Source organism: Streptomyces sp. NPDC107500 (assembly GCF_055582785.1).
The window spans coordinates 593,666-615,050 of record NZ_JBVJPF010000005.1 but is presented as its reverse complement, the minus strand read 5'-3'; the positions used below and the strand labels follow the sequence as shown (position 1 = coordinate 615,050).

24 protein-coding genes are annotated in these 21,385 nt (G+C 72.2%); 10 read left to right on the top strand and 14 right to left on the bottom strand.

The genetic code is table 11. From position 1 onward, the window contains the following. Positions 1-50: 50 nt before the first annotated feature. Entirely contained in the window at positions 51-1,649 is a 1,599-nt protein-coding gene (gene dacB, locus ACZ67M_RS23180; protein WP_392011799.1) for a D-alanyl-D-alanine carboxypeptidase/D-alanyl-D-alanine endopeptidase, read from the bottom strand. An 82-nt stretch (positions 1,650-1,731) separates the two neighbouring features. On the opposite strand from dacB, the gene ACZ67M_RS23175 reads away from it, so the two are divergent. Together ACZ67M_RS23175 and ACZ67M_RS23170 are read left to right on the top strand one after the other, a co-directional pair. After that, the gene (locus tag ACZ67M_RS23175; protein ID WP_064731883.1) at positions 1,732-2,223 is read left to right on the top strand and encodes an inorganic diphosphatase; all 492 of its coding nucleotides are present in this window, start codon (positions 1,732-1,734) and stop codon (positions 2,221-2,223) included. A gap of 113 nt (positions 2,224-2,336) precedes the next feature. Beyond that, positions 2,337-4,046: a threonine/serine exporter family protein gene (locus ACZ67M_RS23170; RefSeq protein WP_385799647.1), complete on the top strand. Its 1,710-nt coding sequence runs from the start codon at positions 2,337-2,339 to the stop codon at positions 4,044-4,046. Positions 4,047-4,133: 87 nt separating this feature from the next. Here the strand turns inward: ACZ67M_RS23170 and ACZ67M_RS23165 are convergent, their stop codons facing one another. Next, positions 4,134-4,952: a DedA family protein gene (locus tag ACZ67M_RS23165; protein WP_469852537.1), complete on the bottom strand. Its 819-nt coding sequence runs from the start codon at positions 4,950-4,952 to the stop codon at positions 4,134-4,136. A gap of 133 nt (positions 4,953-5,085) precedes the next feature. On the opposite strand from ACZ67M_RS23165, the gene ACZ67M_RS23160 reads away from it, so the two are divergent. Next, complete coding sequence (locus ACZ67M_RS23160) at positions 5,086-5,451, top strand: YbjQ family protein (protein WP_122616837.1); 366 nt, start codon at positions 5,086-5,088, stop codon at positions 5,449-5,451. 21 nt (positions 5,452-5,472) lie between these two features. On the opposite strand, the gene ACZ67M_RS23155 is transcribed toward ACZ67M_RS23160, so the two are convergent. Next, entirely contained in the window at positions 5,473-6,234 is a 762-nt protein-coding gene (locus tag ACZ67M_RS23155; protein WP_392100246.1) for a MerR family transcriptional regulator, read from the bottom strand. 99 nt (positions 6,235-6,333) lie between these two features. Between ACZ67M_RS23155 and ACZ67M_RS23150 the strand changes: the two genes are divergently transcribed. Continuing rightward, positions 6,334-7,761, top strand: coding sequence for a glutamate decarboxylase (locus ACZ67M_RS23150; protein ID WP_392237525.1), 1,428 nt, complete (start codon positions 6,334-6,336; stop codon positions 7,759-7,761). Between the two features lie 211 nt (positions 7,762-7,972). Here the strand turns inward: ACZ67M_RS23150 and ACZ67M_RS23145 are convergent, their stop codons facing one another. The 5 genes from ACZ67M_RS23145 to ACZ67M_RS23125 all read right to left on the bottom strand — a co-directional run bounded on the left by ACZ67M_RS23145 (position 7,973) and on the right by ACZ67M_RS23125 (position 12,816). Next, positions 7,973-8,731: an ABC transporter permease gene (locus ACZ67M_RS23145; protein WP_392237603.1), complete on the bottom strand. Its 759-nt coding sequence runs from the start codon at positions 8,729-8,731 to the stop codon at positions 7,973-7,975. A gap of 29 nt (positions 8,732-8,760) precedes the next feature. Then, positions 8,761-9,702, bottom strand: coding sequence for an ATP-binding cassette domain-containing protein (locus ACZ67M_RS23140; RefSeq protein WP_385799641.1), 942 nt, complete (start codon positions 9,700-9,702; stop codon positions 8,761-8,763). A gap of 73 nt (positions 9,703-9,775) precedes the next feature. After that, positions 9,776-10,426, bottom strand: coding sequence for a PadR family transcriptional regulator (locus ACZ67M_RS23135; protein ID WP_361361907.1), 651 nt, complete (start codon positions 10,424-10,426; stop codon positions 9,776-9,778). Positions 10,427-10,459: 33 nt separating this feature from the next. Further along, complete coding sequence (locus tag ACZ67M_RS23130; RefSeq protein ID WP_361361905.1) at positions 10,460-11,920, bottom strand: aldehyde dehydrogenase family protein; 1,461 nt, start codon at positions 11,918-11,920, stop codon at positions 10,460-10,462. A gap of 71 nt (positions 11,921-11,991) precedes the next feature. Then, positions 11,992-12,816, bottom strand: coding sequence for a helix-turn-helix domain-containing protein (locus ACZ67M_RS23125; RefSeq protein ID WP_122616934.1), 825 nt, complete (start codon positions 12,814-12,816; stop codon positions 11,992-11,994). 377 nt (positions 12,817-13,193) lie between these two features. Here ACZ67M_RS23125 and ACZ67M_RS23120 point away from each other — a divergent pair, with 377 nt between their 5' ends. Further along, on the top strand, positions 13,194-13,694 hold the full coding sequence (locus ACZ67M_RS23120; protein WP_361361903.1) for an ATP-binding protein: 501 nt from the start codon (positions 13,194-13,196) through the stop codon (positions 13,692-13,694). Between the two features lie 75 nt (positions 13,695-13,769). On the opposite strand, the gene ACZ67M_RS23115 is transcribed toward ACZ67M_RS23120, so the two are convergent. The 5 genes from ACZ67M_RS23115 to rpmG all read right to left on the bottom strand — a co-directional run bounded on the left by ACZ67M_RS23115 (position 13,770) and on the right by rpmG (position 16,286). Then, positions 13,770-14,039 carry a DUF397 domain-containing protein gene (locus tag ACZ67M_RS23115; RefSeq protein WP_122616831.1) on the bottom strand — a complete coding sequence of 90 codons (270 nt, stop codon included), beginning with the start codon at positions 14,037-14,039 and terminating at the stop codon, positions 13,770-13,772. Between the two features lie 307 nt (positions 14,040-14,346). Next, positions 14,347-14,589, bottom strand: coding sequence for a 30S ribosomal protein S18 (gene rpsR, locus ACZ67M_RS23110; protein WP_361361899.1), 243 nt, complete (start codon positions 14,587-14,589; stop codon positions 14,347-14,349). Positions 14,590-14,592: 3 nt separating this feature from the next. After that, entirely contained in the window at positions 14,593-15,867 is a 1,275-nt protein-coding gene (locus ACZ67M_RS23105; RefSeq protein ID WP_469852533.1) for a GTP-binding protein, read from the bottom strand. Then, entirely contained in the window at positions 15,864-16,115 is a 252-nt protein-coding gene (locus tag ACZ67M_RS23100; RefSeq protein ID WP_122616829.1) for a type B 50S ribosomal protein L31, read from the bottom strand. The genes ACZ67M_RS23105 and ACZ67M_RS23100 overlap by 4 nt, the downstream gene beginning before the upstream one ends. 6 nt (positions 16,116-16,121) lie before the next feature. Beyond that, entirely contained in the window at positions 16,122-16,286 is a 165-nt protein-coding gene (rpmG, locus tag ACZ67M_RS23095; protein ID WP_469852531.1) for a 50S ribosomal protein L33, read from the bottom strand. A 72-nt stretch (positions 16,287-16,358) separates the two neighbouring features. On the opposite strand from rpmG, the gene rpmB reads away from it, so the two are divergent. The 3 genes from rpmB to ACZ67M_RS23080 all read left to right on the top strand — a co-directional run bounded on the left by rpmB (position 16,359) and on the right by ACZ67M_RS23080 (position 17,571). Then, positions 16,359-16,595, top strand: coding sequence for a 50S ribosomal protein L28 (rpmB, locus tag ACZ67M_RS23090; protein WP_361639904.1), 237 nt, complete (start codon positions 16,359-16,361; stop codon positions 16,593-16,595). After that, positions 16,595-16,900 carry a 30S ribosomal protein S14 gene (rpsN, locus tag ACZ67M_RS23085; protein ID WP_361361893.1) on the top strand — a complete coding sequence of 102 codons (306 nt, stop codon included), beginning with the start codon at positions 16,595-16,597 and terminating at the stop codon, positions 16,898-16,900. Before rpmB ends, rpsN begins: the two co-directional genes overlap by 1 nt. Positions 16,901-17,082: 182 nt before the next feature. Continuing rightward, positions 17,083-17,571 carry a hypothetical protein gene (locus ACZ67M_RS23080; protein ID WP_467320666.1) on the top strand — a complete coding sequence of 163 codons (489 nt, stop codon included), beginning with the start codon at positions 17,083-17,085 and terminating at the stop codon, positions 17,569-17,571. 24 nt (positions 17,572-17,595) lie between these two features. Here the strand turns inward: ACZ67M_RS23080 and ACZ67M_RS23075 are convergent, their stop codons facing one another. After that, positions 17,596-18,735, bottom strand: coding sequence for a DUF2786 domain-containing protein (locus ACZ67M_RS23075; protein ID WP_392011775.1), 1,140 nt, complete (start codon positions 18,733-18,735; stop codon positions 17,596-17,598). Between the two features lie 146 nt (positions 18,736-18,881). On the opposite strand from ACZ67M_RS23075, the gene ACZ67M_RS23070 reads away from it, so the two are divergent. Together ACZ67M_RS23070 and ACZ67M_RS23065 are read left to right on the top strand one after the other, a co-directional pair. Then, entirely contained in the window at positions 18,882-19,514 is a 633-nt protein-coding gene (locus tag ACZ67M_RS23070; RefSeq protein ID WP_382808013.1) for a LysE family translocator, read from the top strand. Between the two features lie 125 nt (positions 19,515-19,639). After that, on the top strand, positions 19,640-21,331 hold the full coding sequence (locus tag ACZ67M_RS23065; protein ID WP_469852529.1) for a bifunctional 3'-5' exonuclease/DNA polymerase: 1,692 nt from the start codon (positions 19,640-19,642) through the stop codon (positions 21,329-21,331). The last annotated feature ends 54 nt before the right edge of the window (positions 21,332-21,385 follow it).

Genomic DNA, 21,385 nt, shown 5'->3' with positions numbered 1-21,385 from the left:
GGGGCAGGCTGTGCGGGGCGCGGGGGTGGAGGCCCGGTGCTGGATCCCGGTCACCCGCAGCCGCAGGACGCCAGGCCCGTCGCCGCCCGGTCCAGGGTCGACTGGGCCGCCGCGGGGTCGGACGTCCCGTGCGCCATGAAGGCGAAGCCCAGCAGGCGGCCGTCTGCGGTGACGACGGTGCCGGCGAGGGTGTTCACGCCGGTGAGCGTGCCGGTCTTGGCGCGGACGACGCCCGCTGCGCCGTCCGAGTAACGACTGGCCAGGGTGCCGGTGAAGCCGGCCACCGGAAGGCCGGTGAGGACCGGGCGGAGCTGGGGGCGGGCCGGGTCGGCCGCCTCGGCGAGCAGGGCGGTGAGCAGGTCGGCGCTGACCAGGTCGGCGCGGTCCAGGCCGCTGCCGTCGCGGAGCGCGGCGCCGTCCACCGGCAGGCCGAGCCGCTTCAGCCGGTCCTTCATGGCGGCGGACGCGCCGTCGAAGTCGGCGGGCTTGCCGCCGGCCACGGCGGTGTGGCGGGCCAGGGCCTCGGCGAGGTCGTTGTCGCTGTTCGTCAGCATCCGCTCGACCAGGGCGGACAGCGGCGGCGAGGACACCGCGGCGAGGGTGTCGGCGCGGTCGGTGGCCTTGGAGGGGCCGGGGGCCGACGCGGTGATGCCGTGCTGCTTCAGGAAGCCGGCGAAGGCGCGGGCCGCGTGGGCGGCCGGGTCGGCCTCGCGCTCGGCGGGTCCGCTGGTGGAGTCGTCCGTCCGGGCCTCGTCGGCCATCAGGGCGGTGACGCGGGCGAGGTTCTCGTTGACCCCGATCGGGTGCATTTCGTCACCGGCGTAGAGCGTCGTGTCGTACGACAGCGTCACCTTGCGCAGGTCCCGCTTCTTCAGGGCGGTGGCGGTCTTCTCGGCCAGGGTGCGCAGGCTGGCGAGGCCCTTGGCGTCCGCACGCGCGGTGAGCGTCGGGTCGCCGCCGCCCACCAGGACGACTTCGCCGGTGTCGGCCTCCAGGGCGGTGCGGGTGGTGAGGCGGTGGTCGGGGCCGAGGGCGGTGAGCGCGGCGACCGCGGTGGCGATCTTGGTGGTGGAGGCGGGCGTGAGGGGCGCGTCGCCGCCGAGGCCGTAGAGGCGCTTGCCGGTGGTGAGGTCGACGACCGACGCGGCGCGGTCGGTGCCGAGCGCCGGGTCGTCCAGGAGCGGCTCGAGGAGGTCCGCGAGGGCCTCGCCGCCCGGGGCCGCCTTGACGCCGCCCGGGGTGGTGGCGCCGCCGAGGCCGGCCAGCACGGCTCCGGCGCTGGGCGCGGGACGGGGCGTCCCGGCCGCGGTGCCGGAGCCGCCGGACCCGCGATCGTGATCTGCGCCACCCGTGTGCTCCAGTGCGACGGCCCGGTCCCGCTCGGCCGTACGCTGACCCGTGGAGTCCCAGGGGCCGGCGGCGGTCACCACACCGGCGGCGAGAGCCAGCCCGGCGGTGGCGGCACCGGCGGTGTACTGCCAGGTCTTCGGCCTCGTGATCCGGGCGAGCCGCGGTCCCGTGGCCCGCGTGAACCGCGCGATCCGCGGTCCGGCGGCCCGGCCGAGGCGCGCCAGACGGGGTCGTACGGCGCCCGCGGCCCGCACCAGGTGCGGCCTCGCGGACCGCCAAGGCCTCAGCTCTGGCACCATCACCAGCCCCTTTCGCGATCACACACCGGCGTGAGGGACACTTAACCACCAGAACTATGTACTGATCATGGAGGAGCGTCCGGTGGAGTTCGACGTCACGATCGAGATCCCGAAGGGTTCGCGGAACAAGTACGAGGTGGACCACGAGACCGGTCGTATCCGCCTGGACCGCCGCCTCTTCACCTCGACCGCCTACCCGACCGACTACGGCTTCGTGGAGAACACCCTCGGCGAGGACGGCGACCCGCTGGACGCGCTGGTCATCCTGGACGAGCCGACCTTCCCGGGCTGCCTCATCCGCTGCCGCGCGATCGGCATGTTCCGGATGACGGACGAGGCCGGCGGCGACGACAAGCTGCTGTGCGTGCCGTCGACCGACCCGCGCGTGGAGCACCTGCGGGACATCCACCACGTGTCGGAGTTCGACCGCCTGGAGATCCAGCACTTCTTCGAGGTCTACAAGGACCTGGAGCCCGGCAAGTCCGTCGAGGGCGCCAACTGGGTGGGACGCACGGACGCGGAGATCGAGATCGAGCGGTCCTACAAGCGCTTCAAGGAGCAGGGCGGCCACTGAGCAGCCACTCTTCCGCAATGGGCCGCACGCCACCCGCGTGCGGCCCGTTCGCGTTTGGGTGCGCATACTGAGGTCAACAGGAGGGTGTGTTCGTACCAGGGAGCGTTGCACAAGTGACGGAGGCGGAGGACCGCAAGCCGCAGTCGGACGAGGCCCACAGCGCCTTCCGGCAGCCGGGCGGGATCGCTGCGTCGGTCGACGACGAGTCGTCGACGACGTCCGAGTTCGAGATCCCGCAGGGACTGGCCGTCCCGCGGCACACCGGCACGGAATCCGAGACGACCTCGGAGTTCTCCCTGCCGGACGGCCTGGAGGTGCCCACGGCCACGCCCGCGGACGCCGAGGGGTCGGCGTTCACGACGCCGAGCACCTACCACGCGTGGACCGCGCCGACCGCGTTCACCCCGGCGAGCGGATTCCCGGCGGTGAACCTGGCGGACGTGCCCTGGCAGGACCGGATGCGGGCCATGCTGCGCATGCCGGTGGCCGAGCGTCCCGCGCCCGAGCCCTCGCAGAAGCACGACGACGAGACCGGCCCCGCCGTGCCGCGCGTGCTCGACCTGACGCTGCGTATCGGGGAGCTGCTGCTGGCGGGCGGTGAGGGCGCCGAGGACGTGGAGGCGGCGATGTTCGCCGTCTGCCGGTCCTACGGCCTGGACCGCTGCGAGCCGAACGTCACCTTCACCCTGCTGTCGATCTCCCACCAGCCCTCCCTGGTCGAAGACCCGGTGACGGCGTCGCGGACGGTACGCCGCCGGGGCACCGACTACACCCGGCTCGCGGCCGTGTTCCAGCTGGTGGACGACCTCTCGGACCCGGAGACCAACATCTCCCTGGAGGAGGCCTACCGGCGCCTCGCGGAGATCCGGCGCAACCGGCACCCGTACCCGACCTGGGTGCTGAGCACGGCGAGCGGCCTGCTCGCGGGCGGGGCCTCACTGCTCGTCGGCGGTGACGCGATCGTGTTCTTCGCGGCGATGGTCGGCGCGATCCTCGGTGACCGGCTGGCCTGGCTGTGCGCGGGGCGCGGGCTGCCGGAGTTCTACCAGTTCGCGGTGGCCGCGATGCCGCCGGCCGCGATCGGCATCGCGCTGACGCTGACCCACGTCGACGTGAAGGCGTCCGCGGTGATCACCGGTGGGCTGTTCGCGCTGCTGCCGGGGCGGGCGCTGGTCGCGGGTGTGCAGGACGGTCTGACCGGCTTCTACATCACCGCCGCGGCGCGTCTGCTGGAGGTCATGTACTTCTTCGTCAGCATCGTCGCCGGGGTGCTGGTGGTGCTGTACTTCGGCGTCCAGCTGGGGGCCAACCTCAACCCGGACGCCGAGCTGGGCACGGGCGACGACCCGTTCGTGCAGATCTTCGCCTCGATGCTGCTGTCGCTGGCCTTCGCGATCCTGCTCCAGCAGGAACGGGCCACCGTGCTCGCGGTGACCCTGAACGGCGGCGTCGCCTGGTGCGTGTACGGCGCCATGCACTACGCCGGGGACATCTCGCCGGTGGCCTCCACGGCCGCCGCGGCGGGGCTGGTGGGTCTCTTCGGGCAGCTGATGTCCCGGTACCGGTTCGCGTCGGCGCTGCCGTACACGACCGCGGCGATCGGGCCGCTGCTGCCCGGTTCCGCGACCTACTTCGGACTGCTGGCGATCGCCCAGAGCGAGGTCGACAACGGGCTGCTGTCGCTGTCCAAGGCGGTGGCGCTGGCGATGGCCATCGCGATCGGGGTGAACCTCGGTGGGGAGATCTCGCGGCTGTTCCTGAAGGTGCCGGGCGCGGCGAGTGCCGCCGGCAGGCGGGCGGCCAAGCGAACCCGGGGTTTCTAGGGCGCCCAGTGGGGCGGAGGGTTCCGCGCGACGGCGAGTGCGGGTTCACCGTGGCTGGTCGCGCAGTTCCCCGCGCCCCTGGTGGGTTCAGTGGCCCTGGTTGTACGGGTACTGGTCGTTGTAGTTCTGGGGGTACTGCTGGGCGTACGGCTGCTGGTACTGCTGAGGCTGCTGGGGCTGGTCGTACGGGTCCACGCGGCGGAGCTGGGTGGTGGCGTCGTCCATCACCGGGTACTGGTGCTGCTGGGGCTGCTGCTGGGGAGCCGCCGGTGCGGACGCCGCGGCCTGCTTCTTCTTCTTGCGTTCGCGCAGGTACTCGATGGCGATCGGGACGACCGAGACGACGACGATCAGGACGAGGATCGGCTCGACGTTGGTGCGGATGAACTCGATCTGGCCGAGCCAGTAGCCCGCGAGGGTGACGCCGGTACCCCAGGCCACGCCGCCGATGACGTTGTACGTGAGGAACGTGCGGTACTTCATGCGGCCGGCGCCCGCCACGATGGGCGCGAAGGTGCGCACGATCGGCACGAAGCGGGCCAGGACGATCGCCTTGGGGCCGTACTTCTCCATGAACTCGTGCGCCTTCTCCAGGTTCTCCTTCTTGAAGAGCTTGGAGTTGGGGCGGTTGAAGAGCTTGGGGCCGAGGAACTTGCCGATCATGTAGCCCACCTGGTCGCCGATGACGGCGGCCAGCACGATCAGGGCGCACACCAGCCACAGCGGCTGGCTGATGTACTCGCCCTGGGCGACGAAGAGGCCCGCGGTGAACAGCAGCGAGTCGCCGGGCAGGAACGCGAAGAGTCCGGACTCGGCGAAGACGATGAGCAGGATGCCGGGCAGAGCGAAGGTCTCGATCAGATAGTCCGGGCTGAGCCACTCGGGGCCGAGCGCAAGGGTGGTCACGGGATGTGGCTCCTGCTGCTGGGGGGAGGCGGGCTGGACCTGGCTGCCCAAACGTATAACGCAGCCGCGGTGTCCCAGGTTCCACCGGGGTCCTCGGGGTGAACTGCCGCCCTACCGGGGAAAGCGGAGAACCATGGGTATTGAAGAATACGGCGGCGGACAGAGTCCCCAGTCCGATGTGCTCGTCGTGACCACGAACGACCTGCCGGGCCACCGGGTCCAGGAGGTGCTGGGCGAGGTCTTCGGGCTGACCGTGCGCTCCCGGCACCTGGGGAGCCAGATCGGGGCCGGGCTGAAGTCGATGGTCGGCGGTGAGCTGCGCGGACTCACCAAGACGCTGGTCGAGACCCGCAACGAGGCGATGGAGCGGCTGGTCGAGCAGGCACGCACGCGCGGGGCCAACGCGGTGCTGGCGTTCCGCTTCGACGTGACGACGGCCGCGGACGTCGGCACCGAGGTGTGCGCGTACGGGACGGCGGTGGTCGTGGCCCGGGAGTGAGACCCGGGCCACGGCCACCGCTCAGGGGGTGTGGCGGACGGCGTTGGCGAGGATCGCGTCGCGCATGTAGGCGGCGAGGCCCGCCTTGGCGGTGTCGATGTTCCGCGTGAACCGTTCGTCCGAGACGTACATCTCGCCCAGGCAGGTGTGCATCTCGTACCCGCAGTCGTAGTGGTTGCGGGCGATCCCCCGCCGGTGGTCCTCGGCCACGTCCATGGCCGCCTCGGAGTCGGCGGGCTCACCGGCGTCCATCAGGGCGACGAAGCGCCTGGTGAGGTCGTCGGCCTCGTCCTGGAGGCGCTGCCAGTCCTCCTTGGTGTACGAGGCGGTCTTCTCCTTCGACTGGCGGTAGGCGTCGGTGTGGCCCCAGCGTTCCTTGACCTCCTCCTCGTACTGGTCCGGGTCGAAGTCGCCGAAGACCTCGAACTTCTCCTCCGGCGTGAGGTTGATTCCCATGCTGCGCGCCTCCATGGCCTGCTCCACGGCCGCCGCCATCTTCTCCAGCTTCTCGATCCGGGCGGTCAGCAGCTCGTGCTGGCGGCGCAGGTGCGCGCGCGGGTCCGCGGCCGGGTCGTCGAGCAGGGCGGCGACCTCGTCGAGCGGGAAGCCGAGCTCTCGGTAGAACAGGATCTGCTGCAACCGGTCGAGGTCGGCGTCGCTGTAGCGCCGGTGACCCGCGTGGCTGCGCTCGCTGGGTGCGAGCAGGCCGATGTCGTCGTAGTGGTGCAGGGTGCGCACCGTCACCGCGGCGAAGCCCGCGACCTGTCCCACGGAGTAGCTCACTTCCGCTCCCTTCTGTGACGCCGTCCACGCTGCCGCCTCACGTGACGTGAGGTGCAAGTCCGGATGCGGGGTTCCCGGGCCGGACCTACCGTCGATTGCATGCCACTGCATCACGGGCCCCACCCCGCGCAGCACGACGATCCCGCCCGGCGTCGGCTCGCCGTGAACCCCTTCCACGGTCAGGCGAACCCGACCGCCGGCATGACCGAGGCACCGCCCACGCACCGCCTCCCCGACGCCCCGCTGCCGCCGGAGAGCGCGTACCGGCTGGTCCACGACGAGCTGATGCTGGACGGCAACGCCCGGCTGAACCTGGCCACCTTCGTCACCACCTGGATGGAGCCGCAGGCCGGGGTGCTGATGAGCGAGTGCCGGGACAAGAACATGATCGACAAGGACGAGTACCCGCGCACCGCCGAGCTGGAGCGGCGCTGCGTGGCGATGCTCGCCGACCTGTGGCACGCACCCGACCCGTCGACGACCGTGGGCTGCTCGACGACCGGGTCGAGCGAGGCGTGCATGCTCGCCGGGATGGCACTGAAGCGGCGCTGGGCGCTGCGCAACGCCGACCGGTATCCCGCGAAGGACGTGCGGCCCAATCTGGTGATGGGCGTGAACGTCCAGGTCTGCTGGGAGAAGTTCTGCAACTTCTGGGAGGTGGAGGCCCGGCAGGTCCCGATGGAGGGCGACCGCTTCCACCTGGACCCGCGGGCCGCCGCCGAGTTGTGCGACGAGAACACGATCGGTGTCGTCGGCATCCTGGGCTCCACCTTCGACGGTTCCTACGAGCCGATCGCCGACCTGTGCGCCGCCCTGGACGCCCTCCAGGAGCGCACCGGCCTCGATGTGCCGGTGCACGTCGACGGGGCGTCGGGCGCCATGGTCGCGCCGTTCCTCGACGAGGACCTGGTGTGGGACTTCCGGCTGCCGAGGGTCGCCTCGATCAACACCTCGGGGCACAAGTACGGGCTGGTGTACCCCGGTGTCGGCTGGGCGCTGTGGCGGGACGCGGCCGCGCTCCCCGAGGAGCTGGTCTTCCGGGTCAACTACCTGGGCGGCGACATGCCGACCTTCGCGCTGAACTTCTCCCGGCCCGGCGCGCAGGTGGTGGCGCAGTACTACACCTTCCTGCGGCTGGGCCGGGAGGGTTACCGGGCGGTGCAGCAGACCGCGCGGGACACCGCCCGCGGACTCGCCGAACGGATCGAGGCGCTCGGCGACTTCCGGCTGCTGACCCGCGGCGACCAGTTGCCGGTCTTCGCCTTCACGACCGCCGACGACGTGACGGCGTACGACGTCTTCGACGTGTCGCGGCGGCTGCGGGAGGGCGGCTGGCTGGTGCCGGCGTACACCTTCCCGCCGCACCGCGAGGACCTGTCGGTGCTGCGGGTGGTGTGCCGCAACGGCTTCTCCACCGACATGGCGGACCTGCTCCTGGACGACCTGGAGCTGCTCCTGCCGGAACTGCGCCGGCAGCCGCATCCCCTGGACCGGGACAAGGGGGCGGCCACCGGCTTCCACCACTAGGGCCTGTCTGACAATTCCCTCCCCCAGCCTCCGGCCGGGAGGTGCCCCCAGCCTCGCGACGCCATGCACGCACTCTCGCCGCACCGGGCGCAGAGCCAAGTACATCCAGTACGAGGCTCCACGCCCGGCACGCCGAGAGCACGCACCTGACGCCGCGAGGCCGCCCTCCGGGCGACGACGGGAATTGTCAGACAGGCCCTGGGCGTGCCGTTCACCGGCTGAGCCGCGCGAACCTCCGCACCGCCAGCGGGAAGAACAGCACCAGCAGGGCCAGGGGCCAGGCGATCGCCGCCCACACGTGGCCGGACTCGCCGCCGGGGCCGCCGAACAGGTCGCGTACGGCGGTGGCGGTCTGGGACATGGGGTTCCACTGGACGGCCGTGCCCAGCCAGCCGGGCATGGAGTCGGGTGTGGCGAAGGCGTTGGAGAGGAAGCCGACCGGCCAGACCAGGATCTGCACCGCCTGCACCAGCTCCGGCTTGCCGGCCACCAGGGCCAGGAAGATGCCGATCCACAGCATGGCGAAGCGGAAGAGCAGGAGCAGGCCGACGGCGCCCAGGAAGGCGCCGGGGCCGCCGTGGGTCCGCCAGCCGAGCGCGTGGCCGACCACGATCAGGACCGTGAGTCCGAGGGCCGACTGGAGCATGTCTGCGGCGGAACGGCCCACCAGGACCGCGCCGTTGGTCATCGGCAGGGAGCGGAAGCGGTCGACGACGCCCTTGTTGAGGTCCTGGGTGACGGCGATCATGGTGCCCTCCAGGCCGAACGCCATGGTGAGCGCCAGCATCCCGGGGACCAGGTAGTCGACGTACTCGCCGCTCACGCCCCGGCCGCCGCCGACCAGGTAGCCGAACATCAGCAGGAGCATCACCGGGAAGACCAGGTTGACGACCATGGCCACCGGCTGCCGCGCCCAGCGGGCCAGCTCCCGGCGGGTCATGGTCCAGGAGTCGGTCAGGGCGTAGGTCATGGGGCTGGGGTGCGGGACGGTGCTCGTGCTCACACGGCCTCCTTGGTGCGGTCGGTCAGGTGCAGGAACACCTCGTCCAGGGTGGGGCGGCGCAGCGCGACGTCCTCGGCCTCAAGACCGGCCTCCTCCAGCGCCCGTACGACGGCGGAGAGAGCCGTCATGCGGTCGGTGACCGGGGCGCTGAGCAGGCGGCGGTCGGGGTCGACGCGGACGCCGGTGAGGGGCAGCAGGGCGACGGCGGCGCCCAGTTGGCCGGCGTCGCGCAGGACGACGTCGACGCGGTCGCCGCCGATGGCGGCCTTCAGCTCGTCGGCCGTGCCGTCGGCGACGACCCGGCCGGCGTCGACGACGGAGATGCGGTCGGCGAGCTGGTCGGCCTCCTCCAGGTACTGGGTGGTGAGCAGGACCGTCGTACCGGCGCCGACCAGCGAGCGGACCGAGTCCCAGACCTCGGCCCGGCCGCGCGGGTCGAGTCCGGTGGTCGGCTCGTCCAGGAAGAGCACCTCCGGCTCGGTGATCAGGGACGCGGCGAGGTCCAGGCGGCGCCGCATGCCGCCGCTGTAGGCGCTGACGGGCTTGCGTCCGGTGTCCGTCAGTTCGAAGCGCGCGAGCAGTTCACCGGCACGCGCGCGTGCCCGCCGGGCGCCCAGGTGGTGGAGGCGGCCGAACATCTCCAGGTTCTGCCGGCCGCCCAGTTCCTCGTCGAGAGCCGCGTGCTGGCCGAGCAGGCCGATGCGCAGCCGTACGGCGTACGCCTGGGTGGCGACGTCGTGCCCCGCCACCTCGATCCGGCCCGCGTCGGGCCGCAGCAGGGTGGACAGGATGCGGACCAGCGTCGTCTTGCCCGCGCCGTTCGGGCCCAGCACGCCGTGCACCGTGCCGCGCGTGACGGTGAGGTCGAGTCCGTCCAGCGCGTCCTTCCTGCCGTACTTCTTGCGTGCCCCTTCGACGGTGATCGCCGCGTCGGCCACTGCCACTCCCCTCGCTAGCCAAATTTGACTACTTCATCAAAGTAACGCGCCGACCGAGATTGGTCAAACTTGATTAGCGGACGTCCCCGCCGTCTCCGTGGTGCGGCCGCCCCGCCGCGAACGGGTTCTCCTCGCCCTCCGCCAGCACCCCGACGAACGGATCGCCCTCGCCGGCGAAGGTGTACGCGCCGCCCCGGACGCGTTCGATGAGCCCCCGGGTCCACTCGGCGCCGGTGTCGGCCGAGTGGACCCAGAAGTTCATGATCTCGCCGATGTGCCCGAGCTGCCCCGGGCCCTCCTCGGGCGTGTAGTACTCGGTGACGGCGCCCCGCCATTCCTCGATCTTCCGCACCCGTTCCTCCAGCAGCGCGAGGGCCTCCTCGCGCGGGAGGTCGACCATGAAGCCGAGCGCCGCGGTGAGCACGTCCGGCCGCTGGTCGTAGGCGGTGAGGTAGGCCCGCAGCAGGGTGAGGTACTCCTCGGTGCCCTGCTCGGTGACCTCGTACTCCACCCGCGGCGGCCCGCCCGCCGTGGACGGCGCGATCTCGTGCGCGAGCAGCAGCCCCTGCTTCGCCATCTGCTTCAAGGCGTGGTAGATCGAGCCGGGCTTGGCGTTGGACCACTCGTGCGCGCCCCAGTACTCCAGGTCGTTGCGCACCTGGTAGCCGTGGGCCCGCCCGTGCTGACGCACGGCGCCGAGCACGAGGAGACGGATCGCTGACATGGGGTCCAGATTAGGGCCCGGCCACCGGGGACGTCAGAACGGGAACCCGCTGCGGCCGTGCTGCACCGAGATCCACTTCTGGGTGGTGAAGGCGTCCAGCATCGTGTCGCCGTTGAGGCGCCCGACGCCCGAGTGCTTCTCGCCGCCGAAGGGCACGATCGGCTCGTCGTGCACGGTGCCGTCGTTCACGTGGAACATGCCGGTGTCGATCCGCTTGGCGAAGTTCACACCCCGCTCGACGTCCGCCGTGTGCACGGCGCCGCTCAGCCCGTACGGGGTGTCGTTGACCAGGCGTACGGCCTCCTCCTCGCCGTCGAAGGGGACGAGGAAGGCGACCGGGCCGAAGACCTCCTGCCGCAGCAGCGCGGAGTCGGCGGGCAGGCCGGTCAGGACCGACGGCTCGACCAGGTTGTCCGTGACGGTGCCGTGCACCAGGGCGGTGGCTCCCTCGGCGAGCGCCTGCTCGACCACGCCGGAGACCGCGTCCGCCTGCGAGGAGTTGATCACCGGGCCGATGACGGTCGACGGGTCGCGCGGGTCGCCGGTCTTGAGCGTGCGCACCTTGGCGACGAACTTCTCGGTGAACTCGTCGGCCACCGCGCGGTCGACCAGCACGCGGTTGGCCGCCATGCAGACCTGGCCCTGGTGCACGTACCGGCTGAAGACGGCGGCGTCGACCGCGTAGTCGACGTCCGCGTCGTCGAGGACCACCAGGGCGCTGTTGCCGCCGAGTTCGAGGACCGAGCGCTTGAAGTGCGCGGCGCAGACCGTGGCCACGTGGCGGCCGACCTTGTCCGAGCCGGTGAAGGAGATGACCTTGGGGACCGGGTGCTCGATGAAGGCGTCCCCGATCTCCGCTATGTCGGTGACGACGACGTTGAGCAGGCCGCCGGGGAGTCCCGCGTCCTCGAAGAGCTTCGCGACCAGGGTGCCGCCGACGATCGGCGTGTTCTGGTGCGGCTTGAGGACGACGCCGTTGCCCAGGGCGAGGGCCGGGGCGACCGACTTCAGCGAGAGCAGGAAGGGGAAGTTGAAGGGGCTGATGACGCCCACGACGCCGACCGGCACCCGGTAGACGCGGTTCTCCTTGCCGTCGACCGGGGACGGGATGATCCGGCCCTCGGGGCGCAGCGCCAGGTGGACCGCCTCGCGCAGGAACTCCTTGGCGAGGTGCAGTTCGAAGGCGGCCTTCAGACGGGTGCCGCCCAGCTCGGCGACGATCGCCTCGCTGATCTCCTCCTCGCGCTCCTCCACCAGGCGCAGCGCCTTCTCGAACACCGCGCGGCGCGCGTACGGGTTCGTCGCGGCCCACTGCTTCTGGGCGCGCTCGGCGGCCCGGTAGGCGGCGTCGACCTCGTCGGCCGTGGCTATGGTGACCGAGGCCAGCTTCTCGTTGTCGTACGGGTTGAAGTCGATGATGTCCCAGGATCCGGTGCCCGGGCGCCACTCGCCGTCGATGTACTGCTGGGCGAGGTCGGTGAAGTACGACGACATGTGATCCCTCAATCCCCTGAGCTGCCGCAGCCGGAGCGGGCCGCCTGAATGGGCGTCATCGTACTTATGTTTCAGGAGAGTTGAAGGAGCCCCCGGAGAAGGTCCCGGCTCTCGTCCGGACCCGGACTGTCCTGCTGGAGTTCCTTCAGCGCCGTCTCGTACTGGGTGACGTCCTCGTGCTTGTCGAGGTAGAGCGCGCTGGTGAGCTGCTCCAGGTAGACGACGTCCGACAGGTCCGACTCGGGGAAGCTGAGGAGCGTGAACGCGCCACTCTCGCCGGAGTGCCCGCCGAAGCCGAACGGCATGATCTGGAGCCGCACATTGGGGCGTTCCGACATCTCGATGAGGTGCTGGAGCTGTCCGCGCATCACCTCGCGGTCCCCGTAGGGACGGCGCAGGGCGGCCTCGTCCAGGACGATGTGGAACTCCGGAGCGTTCTCCGCGACGAGGTACTTCTGCCGCTCCAGGCGCAGCGCGACCCGCCGTTCGACGTCCGCCGCGCCGGCGCCCTTCATGCCGCGCCGGACCACCGCGCGGGCGTATTCCTCGGTCTGCAGCAGGCCGTGCACGAACTGCACCTCGTACACCCGGATCAGCGAGGCGGCGCCCTCCAGGCCCACATAAGTGGGGAACCAGCTGGGCAGCACGTCGGAGTAGCTGTGCCACCAGCCCGCGACGTTGGCCTCCTTGGCCAGCGAGAGCAGGGAGTTGCGCTCCTGCTCGTCCGTGATGCCGTACAAGGTCAGCAGGTCTTCGACGTCCCTCGTCTTGAAGCTCACCCGGCCCAGCTCCATCCGGCTGATCTTCGATTCGGAGGCGCGGATCGAGTAGCCCGCCGCCTCCCGCGTGATCCCCCGCGTCTCACGCAGCCGCCTGAGTTGTGATCCGAGCAGCATGCGCCGCACCACCGATCCGGGCTCTCCCGCGCTCACGTTCGCCAGCCTCCCCAACCGTCTTCAGGGGCCGAAGTCTGCCACTAAAACACTCCGAGCAGTACTCGTCCGGTTACGGAAACGGAATCGGGCCAAAGGAAACGCACAGGATCATGCAAGCCGTGATCCGAAACCGGTCGTCGCCAGAGATGAAGGGGAGGCGAAAATGACGGAAAAATTGCCCAACAAGCGGTACGGGCAGGTCCATTTCGGTCACGTGCACGTGCATCTGCCCTTGCATCTGCCGTACTCATCCGAAACCATGGTCCCGCACCACCGCGCCGCATCGCTACGACCGCGAATTCCCGGGAGTGCCTCGCATGGGGACGAATGGATCGACCATGCTCGAGCCGTTACGGCAGGGCCTTCCGCCACTCGACCCCGCGGCCGTGTCCAACGCCGCCTCCTGCGCCCTCCCGCCGCGCTTCGAAGCGGTGCGCGAGGCCCGGAGATTCACCCGCAGGACACTGGACGGCTGGGACGCCGGCGAGCGCTTCGACGACGTCTGCCTGGTGGTCTCCGAACTCGTCACCAACGCCCTGCGCCACGCGCTCCCGGCGGACACTCCCCGGCACGCCGAGCACAACGGCCCCGTCCGGCTGCACCTGATGCGCTGGACCGAGCGGCTGGTGTGCGCGGTGCGCGACCCCAGTCACGACAGTCCGGTGGCCCGCGAGACCGACGACTTCTCGGCCGAGTCGGGCCGCGGCCTCTTCCTCGTGGACTCCTTCAGCGACAGCTGGGGCTGGCACCCGCTCGCCGGGACGCTCAACGGCAAGGTCGTCTGGGCGCTGTTCCGGCTCCCTGGGCCCTGCGAGAGGACGGACCCGGCCTACGGATGACGCTGTGCCGCGACACCTCGACGCGTCTCGGTTCTACGCGTGTCACCTCCCCGAGGCGCCACGTGCCGCCTCGGGTCAGCTCGTGACCAGGTGGTCGAACTCGCCGTCCTTGACGCCGAGCAGCATGGCCTCGATCTCGGCCCGCGTGTAGACGAGCGCGGGCCCGTCGGGAAAGCGGGAGTTGCGCACCGCGACGGCGCCGTCGGGCAGCCTCGCGAACTCCACGCACGACCCCTGCGAGTTGCTGTGCCGGCTCTTCTGCCAGGCTGCGTCGTGCAGCTGCGTGGCGGCCATGCCGTTGTACACGCCGGACACGCGGTCAACGTCGTACACGTCGTGGTCCACAGGTCGCTCCCCGGTGGTGCACTGGCTGATGTGGCCATTGATGCAGTGGTCAACTGATCCGGATCATAACCCCGTTCACGTGCTGATGCATGAGCAAATGCACGTGCACGCGCGGTGTTCCTGCGGTTACAGCCTTGACGGCCGCTTTACCCGAAAGCCCTTGCTCTGATGGACGCCCACCGCGGAGAAGACGTTCCCCGTTTGCCCCCGAATTCCTAGAACACGCAACAACATGCAACAGCGCCGGGGACCCGCCCGGCTGGGCGGACCCCCGGCGCGACGCCGGACGGGAGGAGTGCGGCGCAGGTCAGCGCGGAGCGTACGGCAGCAGGGCCATCTCGCGCGCGTTCTTGATCGCCCTGGCCAGCCGCCGCTGCTGCTGGGACGTCACGCGGGTGACACGGCGGCTGCGGATCTTGCCGCGGTCGGAGACGAACCTCCGCAACAGGTCGGTGTCCTTGTAGTCGATGTACGTCACTCCCGCCTGGTCCAGCGGGTTGGGCCGCTTCCCGGCGGGCTTGCGGTCGCTCTTGCGCGGGATCCGGGACATGGGTCAGACCTCCAGGAGGGTGTCGAAGCCGGACGGCAGCCGCTCCCAGGCGGCCCTCCCGGCGGCGTACTCGGCGTCGGTCAGCAGGCAGGACTCCAGGAGCCGGTCCAGGCCGTCGCGGTCGAGGCCGGGAGAGGTGAAGACCAGGTGCTGGCAGCGGTCGCCGTGCTCGGGGTGCCAGTCCAGCGCGGCGGCGGCACGGCGCACCGGCGGGACCAGGTCCCAGGCGGCGTCGGGCAGCGAGGCGAGCCACGGCCCCGCCCCCTCCACGCACAGCGCCCCGCCCGCGGCGTCCCAGTGCAGCAGCGTGTCCGCCTTGTCGGCCAGCCAGAACCGGCCCCGGCTGCGGGCGGCGGCACAGGTCAGGTCCTCCAGCGCCGCGTACAGCCGGCCCGGGTGGAAGGGGCGGCGGCGGTGCCAGACCAGCGTGGTGACGCCGTGCGCGTCGGCCTCGGCGGGCAGCAGGGCACAGGCCGGGTGCTGGGCGGCGGCCGCGGCCTCCACGTCGAACCCGGCGAGGGCGGCGCGGGCCAGCTCGGAGGACGGGCCGGCGGGATGCCCTCCGGGGGCGCCGGGAGAGCTTCCGGGGGCACCGGCGCGGGCGTTGCCGGGGACGCCGCCGGGGCCGTCTCCATGGCCACCGCCCTGGCCACCACCGGGCCCGACCGGCACCCGGCGGGCCGTCGGATGAAGCTGGGCCAGCAGCTCGCGGTCCTCGTCGTCGGCCTCCGGCGAGCCGGGGAGCGAGTCGGCCAGGGCGAGGACCGGGGCGTACTCCAGCTGACGCGCGAAGGTGTCGGCGACGGTGCGCTGGTCGGTGGCCGCGGCGGCGAGGCCGCCCTCGGCGAGGTCGTCCCCGTTGCCCAGGTACGGCAGCACCAGGGCCGGGTCCACGGCGGTGATCACGCCGGTGACGGTGAAGCCGCCGGCCGTCACCACCTCCGCCATGGCCTTGGGCTCCACGGAGTCCCACAGCTCGACCACCGCCAGCGGGGTGCCCCCGGCGTCCGCCAGCCGGACCAGCTCGGGGACGAGGTCCTCGCGCAGGGCGCAGCAGGCACAGTCGTTGACGAGGGGTGCCTCGCCGGCGGAGAGGATGCCGGTGGCGTCCCGCACGGTCCGTACGACGGTGCCCGCGGCGGCCGTCGCCAGGTCGTGGTGGAGGACGATGCTGCCGGGTACGTCGGCCAGCAGCCGCGCCACGGTCGCCCGGCGGGCCTCGGCGTGCAGCCCGCCGACGATCACCACCGGCAGCGCCGGGCGGTCCGGGCCGCTCATGCCCCGCCCTTCCCGTACCGGCGCGCGAAGCGCTCCACGCGTCCGGCGGTGTCCAGGACGCGGGCGGTACCCGTGTAGAAGGGGTGGCTGACGTTCGAGGTCTCGACGTCGACGACCGGGTAGGTCCGGCCGTCCTCCCACTCGACGGTGCGCTCGCTGGTCATCGTCGAGCGGGTGAGGAAGGCGTGGTTCGCCGCGCGGTCGCGGAAGACGACCGGACGGTACTCGGGGTGGATTCCCTCGCGCATGACGGGTCAGCGCTCCTCTCGGAAGTCGACGTGCCGGCCGGCCACCGGGTCGTACTTGCGCAGGACCAGCCGGTCCGGGTCGTTGTGGCGGTTCTTGCGGGTGACGTAGGTGAAGCCGGTGCCGGCGGTGGACCGGAGCTTGATGACCGGACGGAGTTCGTTGCGTGCCATGCTGGTATCTTACTGAAAATGAATTCCATTAACAGTTACGTTCGCCCCCTCTGAAGGAGAGGTACGTCACCCGTGTCCGCCCACTGCATGCTGACCGGCGCCGAACCCGGCTTCGGCAACCGCGTCTCCCACTCCCACCGGCGCACCTCGCGCCGCTTCGACCCCAACATCCAGAGCAAGCGGTACTGGCTGCCGAGCGAACGCAGGCACGTACGGCTGCGGCTGAGCACGAAGGGGATCAGGACGGTCGACGCGATCGGCGTCGAGGCGGCCGTGGCCCGCGTCCGCGCCCGGGGAGTGAAGGTCTGATGGCGAAGAAGAGCAAGATCGCGAAGAACGAGCAGCGGCGGGCGACCGTCGCGCGGTACGCGGCGCGCCGGGCCGAACTGAAGGAGGTGATCCGGCGCCCGTCCTCGACCGGGGCCGAACGCCTCGCGGCCCAGCGGGAACTGCGCGGGCAGCCGCGCGACGCGAGCCCCACGCGGGTGCGCAACCGTGACCAGGTCGACGGACGCCCGCGTGGCTACCTCCGCACGTTCGGGCTGTCCCGGGTGAACCTGCGTGAGCAGGCGCACGCCGGACATCTGCCGGGGGTCCGCAAGTCGTCCTGGTAACTTGCGGCTGTCCTCAGGTCGTCCCGGGGTTGCGATGCCCTGGGCCGGCCCGGCCGTCCGGCTACAGCTTGGAGCTTCCCGTGACGTTGGTGACTGCGGAGAGTACGGCGAGCGCGACGCGTACGGATGACCTGCTGCCGCTGCCCCGCGCGCGGCGCTCGCCCGGGCCGGCGCGACGGTCCGTGCGGGCCGCCGCCGTGGTCCTCGGACTGGTGGGCACGCTGGCGCTGACCGCGTGCACCGACGGCGGCTCCGACGACGGTGGCTCGGGCGGGGGCGGCGAGTCCTCGGCGGCGCCCGAGGCGTCCGCGAGCACGGACCCCGGCGGCGGCAGCGGCGGGTCGCCGTCCGACGCCGGGGAGTTGGAGGGGAGCTGGCTGGCCACCACCGACGGCCAGGCCGTCGCGCTGATGGTGACCGGCGGCAAGGCCGCCCTCTTCGCCACCGGCGGGACGGTGTGCAGCGGCACCGCCGGTGAGGACGCCGGCACCCGCATCGTCCGCCTCAAGTGCACCGACGGCAGCGACGAGCGGTCGACCGGCACGGTCGGGTCGGTGGACGGCAAGTCCCTCAAGATGATCTGGGAGGGCGGTCTCGGCGAGGAGACGTACACCAAGTCGGAGGGCGGGTCGCTGCCGCCGGGCCTGCCGACGGAGGGCCTCGGCTCCTGAACCCGCGCCCGCTCCGGTGGCCGCCTACCGCAGGGGCCGTCGGCGGCCGACCTCGGCCTGGTCGGCCGCGCGGGTGCCCTCCGTCCAGCCGGCCGCGTCACCGGCGCCGCGCAGCCGGGTCGTGGTCGTCTCCGGGAACATGCGCTCCAGCCGGTCGGTGACGGCGACGTCCCGGGAGGCGAGCACCGGCAGCAGGTCCACGTCCCCGGCGCTGCCCGCCTCGGCGGCGACGGCCTCGGCCGCGGCCCGCAACCGGGTGCCCGCGCGGTGGGCGTAGGCGGCGAGGAACGACTGGCGGAAGGTCTTGGTGCGCTTGCGTCCGCCCGCCCGCTGGGCCGCCTCCGCCCTGGCCATCGCCGACTCGGCCTGCACCAGCAGTGAGGTGTAGAGGAGTTCGACGGCCTCCAGGTCGGCCTCGAAACCGACGACGGTGGAGAAGCCGAGGGGCTCGTTCCACACCGCCCGGCAGTGGTTGGCGTCGGCCACCGCGTCCAGCAGCACGGCCTTGGCCTGCTCGTACGGCGCCTCGACGCCGATCCGGCAGGCGCCGGGGGCGTCCGGCGACGGCGCGTGCGCCGACAGCAGCGCCTCGTCGACGCTGTGCCGGGCCATCAGCTCCTGCGCCTTGGCGCTCAGCGCCTCCGCCTCCTCCGGATACCCGGTCGCCTCCGCCTTGGCGAGCAGCGCGCGGATGCGGGCGAGGGCGCGGGACTCGGGGCGGTTCTCCCGCGGGGGCCGCCCGGTCTCCCCCGCGTCGAGGGGCTCCAGCGTGGGCAGCCGCAGCAGCAGGCGGTACAGCTCCAGTACGGCGGTGGCGTGCGAGAAGCGGTCGGTGCGGGGCGGGGCGGTCCCGTCCGGTACGGCGTCGAGCTGCGCCGCCCAGCGGGGGCCGCGCGGACGGTCGTGCGGCGCCTGCGCGCGGATCAGCGCCGCGACCAGCCGTACGTGTACGTCGTCCAGTTCGCGGCGGACGATGCGCACGAGGTCGGCGGGCTGCCAGCCGCGCCGCCAGGCCGTGGCCACGAACTCCTCACCGCGTCGCGCCAGCTCCGCGTCCGCCGCCGGGTCGGCCGCGAGCAGCGAGGCGGCGGTGTCGAGGGCGTGCTCGGCGGTGTCGTACAGGGCGGCCTCGAAGGCCCGGTCGACGGTGCGGGACGTACTCACCCGGCGATCGTGCCATGCCGGCGTCGGCGGGTTCTGGGGTGGTGGGAGGGAGGGGGTGGCAGGGGCTGAGCGCGGTTGCCCCACCGGTCGTCTCACTCCGCGGAATTCGGCCGGTGCGGGACCCGGTGGGGCCGAGCATGGCGGGCATGGTGGACATGACTCTCTACGCGGCGTTCCTCGTCGCCGCTCTCGCGCTCTGTGTCACTCCGGGTCCCGACATGATGTTCATCGTGGCGATGGGCGGGAGGGGCGGCCCCACGGCGGGTGTGATGGCAGCGTTCGGGGTGGCCTGCGCGATGCTGGTGCACGCGGTCGCCGCGGCGCTCGGGCTGTCGGCGCTGTTCACGACGCTGCCCACGCTGTACCACGTGCTGCGCTGGGCGGGCGCGGCCTATCTGCTGTATCTGGCGGTGAAGGCGTTCCGGGACCGTTCGGTGCCGGGCGAGGGGGACGCGGCGGCCCGGGGCACCGGGATGCGGCGGGCCTTCTGGCAGGGCGCGATCACCAACCTGCTCAACCCCAAGGTGATCCTCTTCAACGTGGCGTTCCTGCCGCAGTTCGTCGACCCCTCGCTCGGTCACGTTCCCGCGCAGCTCCTGCTGCTCGGGGGCACGCTCGTGGTGATGGGGTTCCTGTGGGACGGCTTCGTGGGCCTGCTCTCCGGCCGGCTGGCGGGGCTGCTCAGGCGCAGTGCCCGCGTGAACCGCTGGCTCAACATCGTCTCCGGGACGGTGTTCACGGGACTCGCGGTGCGGTTGGTGGTGGCGTCCCCGAAGTAGGCGACGAGCGCGCGGACTCGGCGGGGAGGGCCGGGTCTGATGCCCGCGGTCGCGGCCGAAGGGGGTGACGCCCCCGCCGCGGTCGCCGCGGGGGCGTTGTCAGACCCTGCTGCGACACTCGCGACATGGCCGACCGGTGGGCACTCGCCGTGGCCGAGGACGGTGGCGTGGACGTCGCCCCCCTCGGCCCCGACGGGCTGCCCGCCGGACCGGTGCGGCGCGAGGCCGGTCCCGCCGAGGCGGTACGGAGCAGGCCGGAGGTCGCGCGCTGGGTGTGGCGGTCCACCGCCGAGGTCGCTCCGCGCCTGCTCGCCACGGGGGTGCGAGTCGAGCGGTGCTACGACATGGAGGCGGCCGAGACCCTGCTCCTGGGCCACGAGGGGCGGTACGGGGAGCCGCGCTCGGCCGCGGCGGCCCTGGCCCGGCTGCGCGGCGGCCCCGTACCGGCCGATCCGCCGCAGCGCTCCGCCGAGCCGGGCGCGCAGTCCCCGCTGTTCGAGCCGCAGGGGGTCCACCTGCCCCTGGACGACCTGCTCGCCGTCTACGCCGAGCAGCAGCGGCGGCACGAGCGGACCGCCCACCCCGACCGGATGCGGCTGCTGACCGCGGCGGAGTCGGCGGGCATGCTGGTGGCGGCCGAGATGAACCACGCGGGGCTCCCCTGGCGGGCCGACGTGCACCGCGAGATCCTCCACGACCTGCTTGGCGAGCGGTACGCGGGCGGGGGCGAGCCGCGCCGCCTGGCCGAGCTGGCGGAGGAGGTGTCGGCGGCGTTCGGCCGCCGGGTGCGGCCCGACCTGCCCGCGGACGTGGTCAAGGCGTTCGGGCAGGCCGGCGTCAAGGTCGCCTCCACCCGCCGCTGGGAGCTGGAATCGCTCGACCACCCCGCCGTGAAGCCCTTGATCGAGTACAAGAAGCTGTACCGGATCTGGGTCGCGCACGGCTGGTCCTGGCTCCAGGACTGGGTGCGCGAGGGACGGTTCCGCCCCGAGTTCCTGGCCGGCGGCACCGTCACCGGACGCTGGGTGACCAACGGCGGGGGCGGACTCCAGATCCCCAAGGTGATCCGGCGGGCCGTCGTCGCCGACCCCGGCTGGCGGCTGGTCGTCGCGGACGCCGACCAGATGGAGCCGCGGGTCCTGGCGGCGATCTCCCGCGACCCGGGGCTGATGGAGGTGGCCGGCCGGGAGAGCGACCTCTACCAGTCGGTCTCCGACCGCGCCTTCTCCGGAGACCGCGAGCAGGCCAAACTCGCCGTGCTCGGCGCGGTGTACGGGCAGACCTCCGGCGACGGCCTGAAGAACCTCGCCGCGCTCCGGCGCCGCTTCCCGAGGGCGGTGGCGTACGTGGACGACGCGGCCCGCGCGGGCGAGGAGGGGCGGCTCGTGCGGACCTGGCTCGGGCGCACCTGCCCGCCGGCGGCCGGCGCGGCCGACGGCGCCGAGGAGGCGGGCCTGCCGCAGGACGACCCCACCGGCACCCCGGACCGGCCGCACGAGTGGGTGCCGGGCTACGCCTCCACCGACGCCCGCGCGCGGGGCCGCTTCGCCCGCAACTTCGTCGTGCAGGGCAGCGCCGCCGACTGGGCGCTGCTGCTGCTCGCCGCGCTGCGGCAGCACTGCGCGGACATGGCGGCCGAGCTGGTCTTCTTCCAGCACGACGAGGTGATCGTGCACTGCCCCGAGGAGGAGGCCGACGCGGTCGTGGCGGCGATCCGGGAGTCGGCGGAGCTGGCGGGACGGCTGACGTTCGGGGCCACGCCGGTGCGGTTCCCGTTCACCACGGCGGTGGTGGAGTGCTACGGGGACGCGAAGTGAGCGCCGGACGGAGGGTTCGACGGGTGTCGGGCAGCCCGGCGTCGTGGGCGATGG

What these genes read in the sequence shown, in the direction of transcription:
- ACZ67M_RS23150 (WP_392237525.1), top strand. Translation starts at nt 6,334, where the DNA reads ATGCCACTGCATCACGGGCCCCACCCCGCGCAGCACGACGATCCCGCC.
- rpmG (WP_469852531.1), bottom strand. Translation starts at nt 16,286, where the DNA reads ATGGCACGCAACGAACTCCGTCCGGTCATCAAGCTCCGGTCCACCGCC.
- rpsN (WP_361361893.1), top strand. Translation starts at nt 16,595, where the DNA reads ATGGCGAAGAAGAGCAAGATCGCGAAGAACGAGCAGCGGCGGGCGACC.
- ACZ67M_RS23065 (WP_469852529.1), top strand. Translation starts at nt 19,640, where the DNA reads ATGGCCGACCGGTGGGCACTCGCCGTGGCCGAGGACGGTGGCGTGGAC.
- dacB (WP_392011799.1), bottom strand. Translation starts at nt 1,649, where the DNA reads ATGGTGCCAGAGCTGAGGCCTTGGCGGTCCGCGAGGCCGCACCTGGTG.
- ACZ67M_RS23130 (WP_361361905.1), bottom strand. Translation starts at nt 11,920, where the DNA reads ATGTCGTCGTACTTCACCGACCTCGCCCAGCAGTACATCGACGGCGAG.
- ACZ67M_RS23145 (WP_392237603.1), bottom strand. Translation starts at nt 8,731, where the DNA reads ATGACCTACGCCCTGACCGACTCCTGGACCATGACCCGCCGGGAGCTG.
- ACZ67M_RS23105 (WP_469852533.1), bottom strand. Translation starts at nt 15,867, where the DNA reads ATGAGCGGCCCGGACCGCCCGGCGCTGCCGGTGGTGATCGTCGGCGGG.
- rpsR (WP_361361899.1), bottom strand. Translation starts at nt 14,589, where the DNA reads ATGTCCCGGATCCCGCGCAAGAGCGACCGCAAGCCCGCCGGGAAGCGG.
- ACZ67M_RS23070 (WP_382808013.1), top strand. Translation starts at nt 18,882, where the DNA reads ATGGTGGACATGACTCTCTACGCGGCGTTCCTCGTCGCCGCTCTCGCG.
- ACZ67M_RS23120 (WP_361361903.1), top strand. Translation starts at nt 13,194, where the DNA reads ATGCTCGAGCCGTTACGGCAGGGCCTTCCGCCACTCGACCCCGCGGCC.
- ACZ67M_RS23160 (WP_122616837.1), top strand. Translation starts at nt 5,086, where the DNA reads ATGGGTATTGAAGAATACGGCGGCGGACAGAGTCCCCAGTCCGATGTG.
- ACZ67M_RS23100 (WP_122616829.1), bottom strand. Translation starts at nt 16,115, where the DNA reads ATGCGCGAGGGAATCCACCCCGAGTACCGTCCGGTCGTCTTCCGCGAC.
- ACZ67M_RS23125 (WP_122616934.1), bottom strand. Translation starts at nt 12,816, where the DNA reads ATGCTGCTCGGATCACAACTCAGGCGGCTGCGTGAGACGCGGGGGATC.
- ACZ67M_RS23135 (WP_361361907.1), bottom strand. Translation starts at nt 10,426, where the DNA reads ATGTCAGCGATCCGTCTCCTCGTGCTCGGCGCCGTGCGTCAGCACGGG.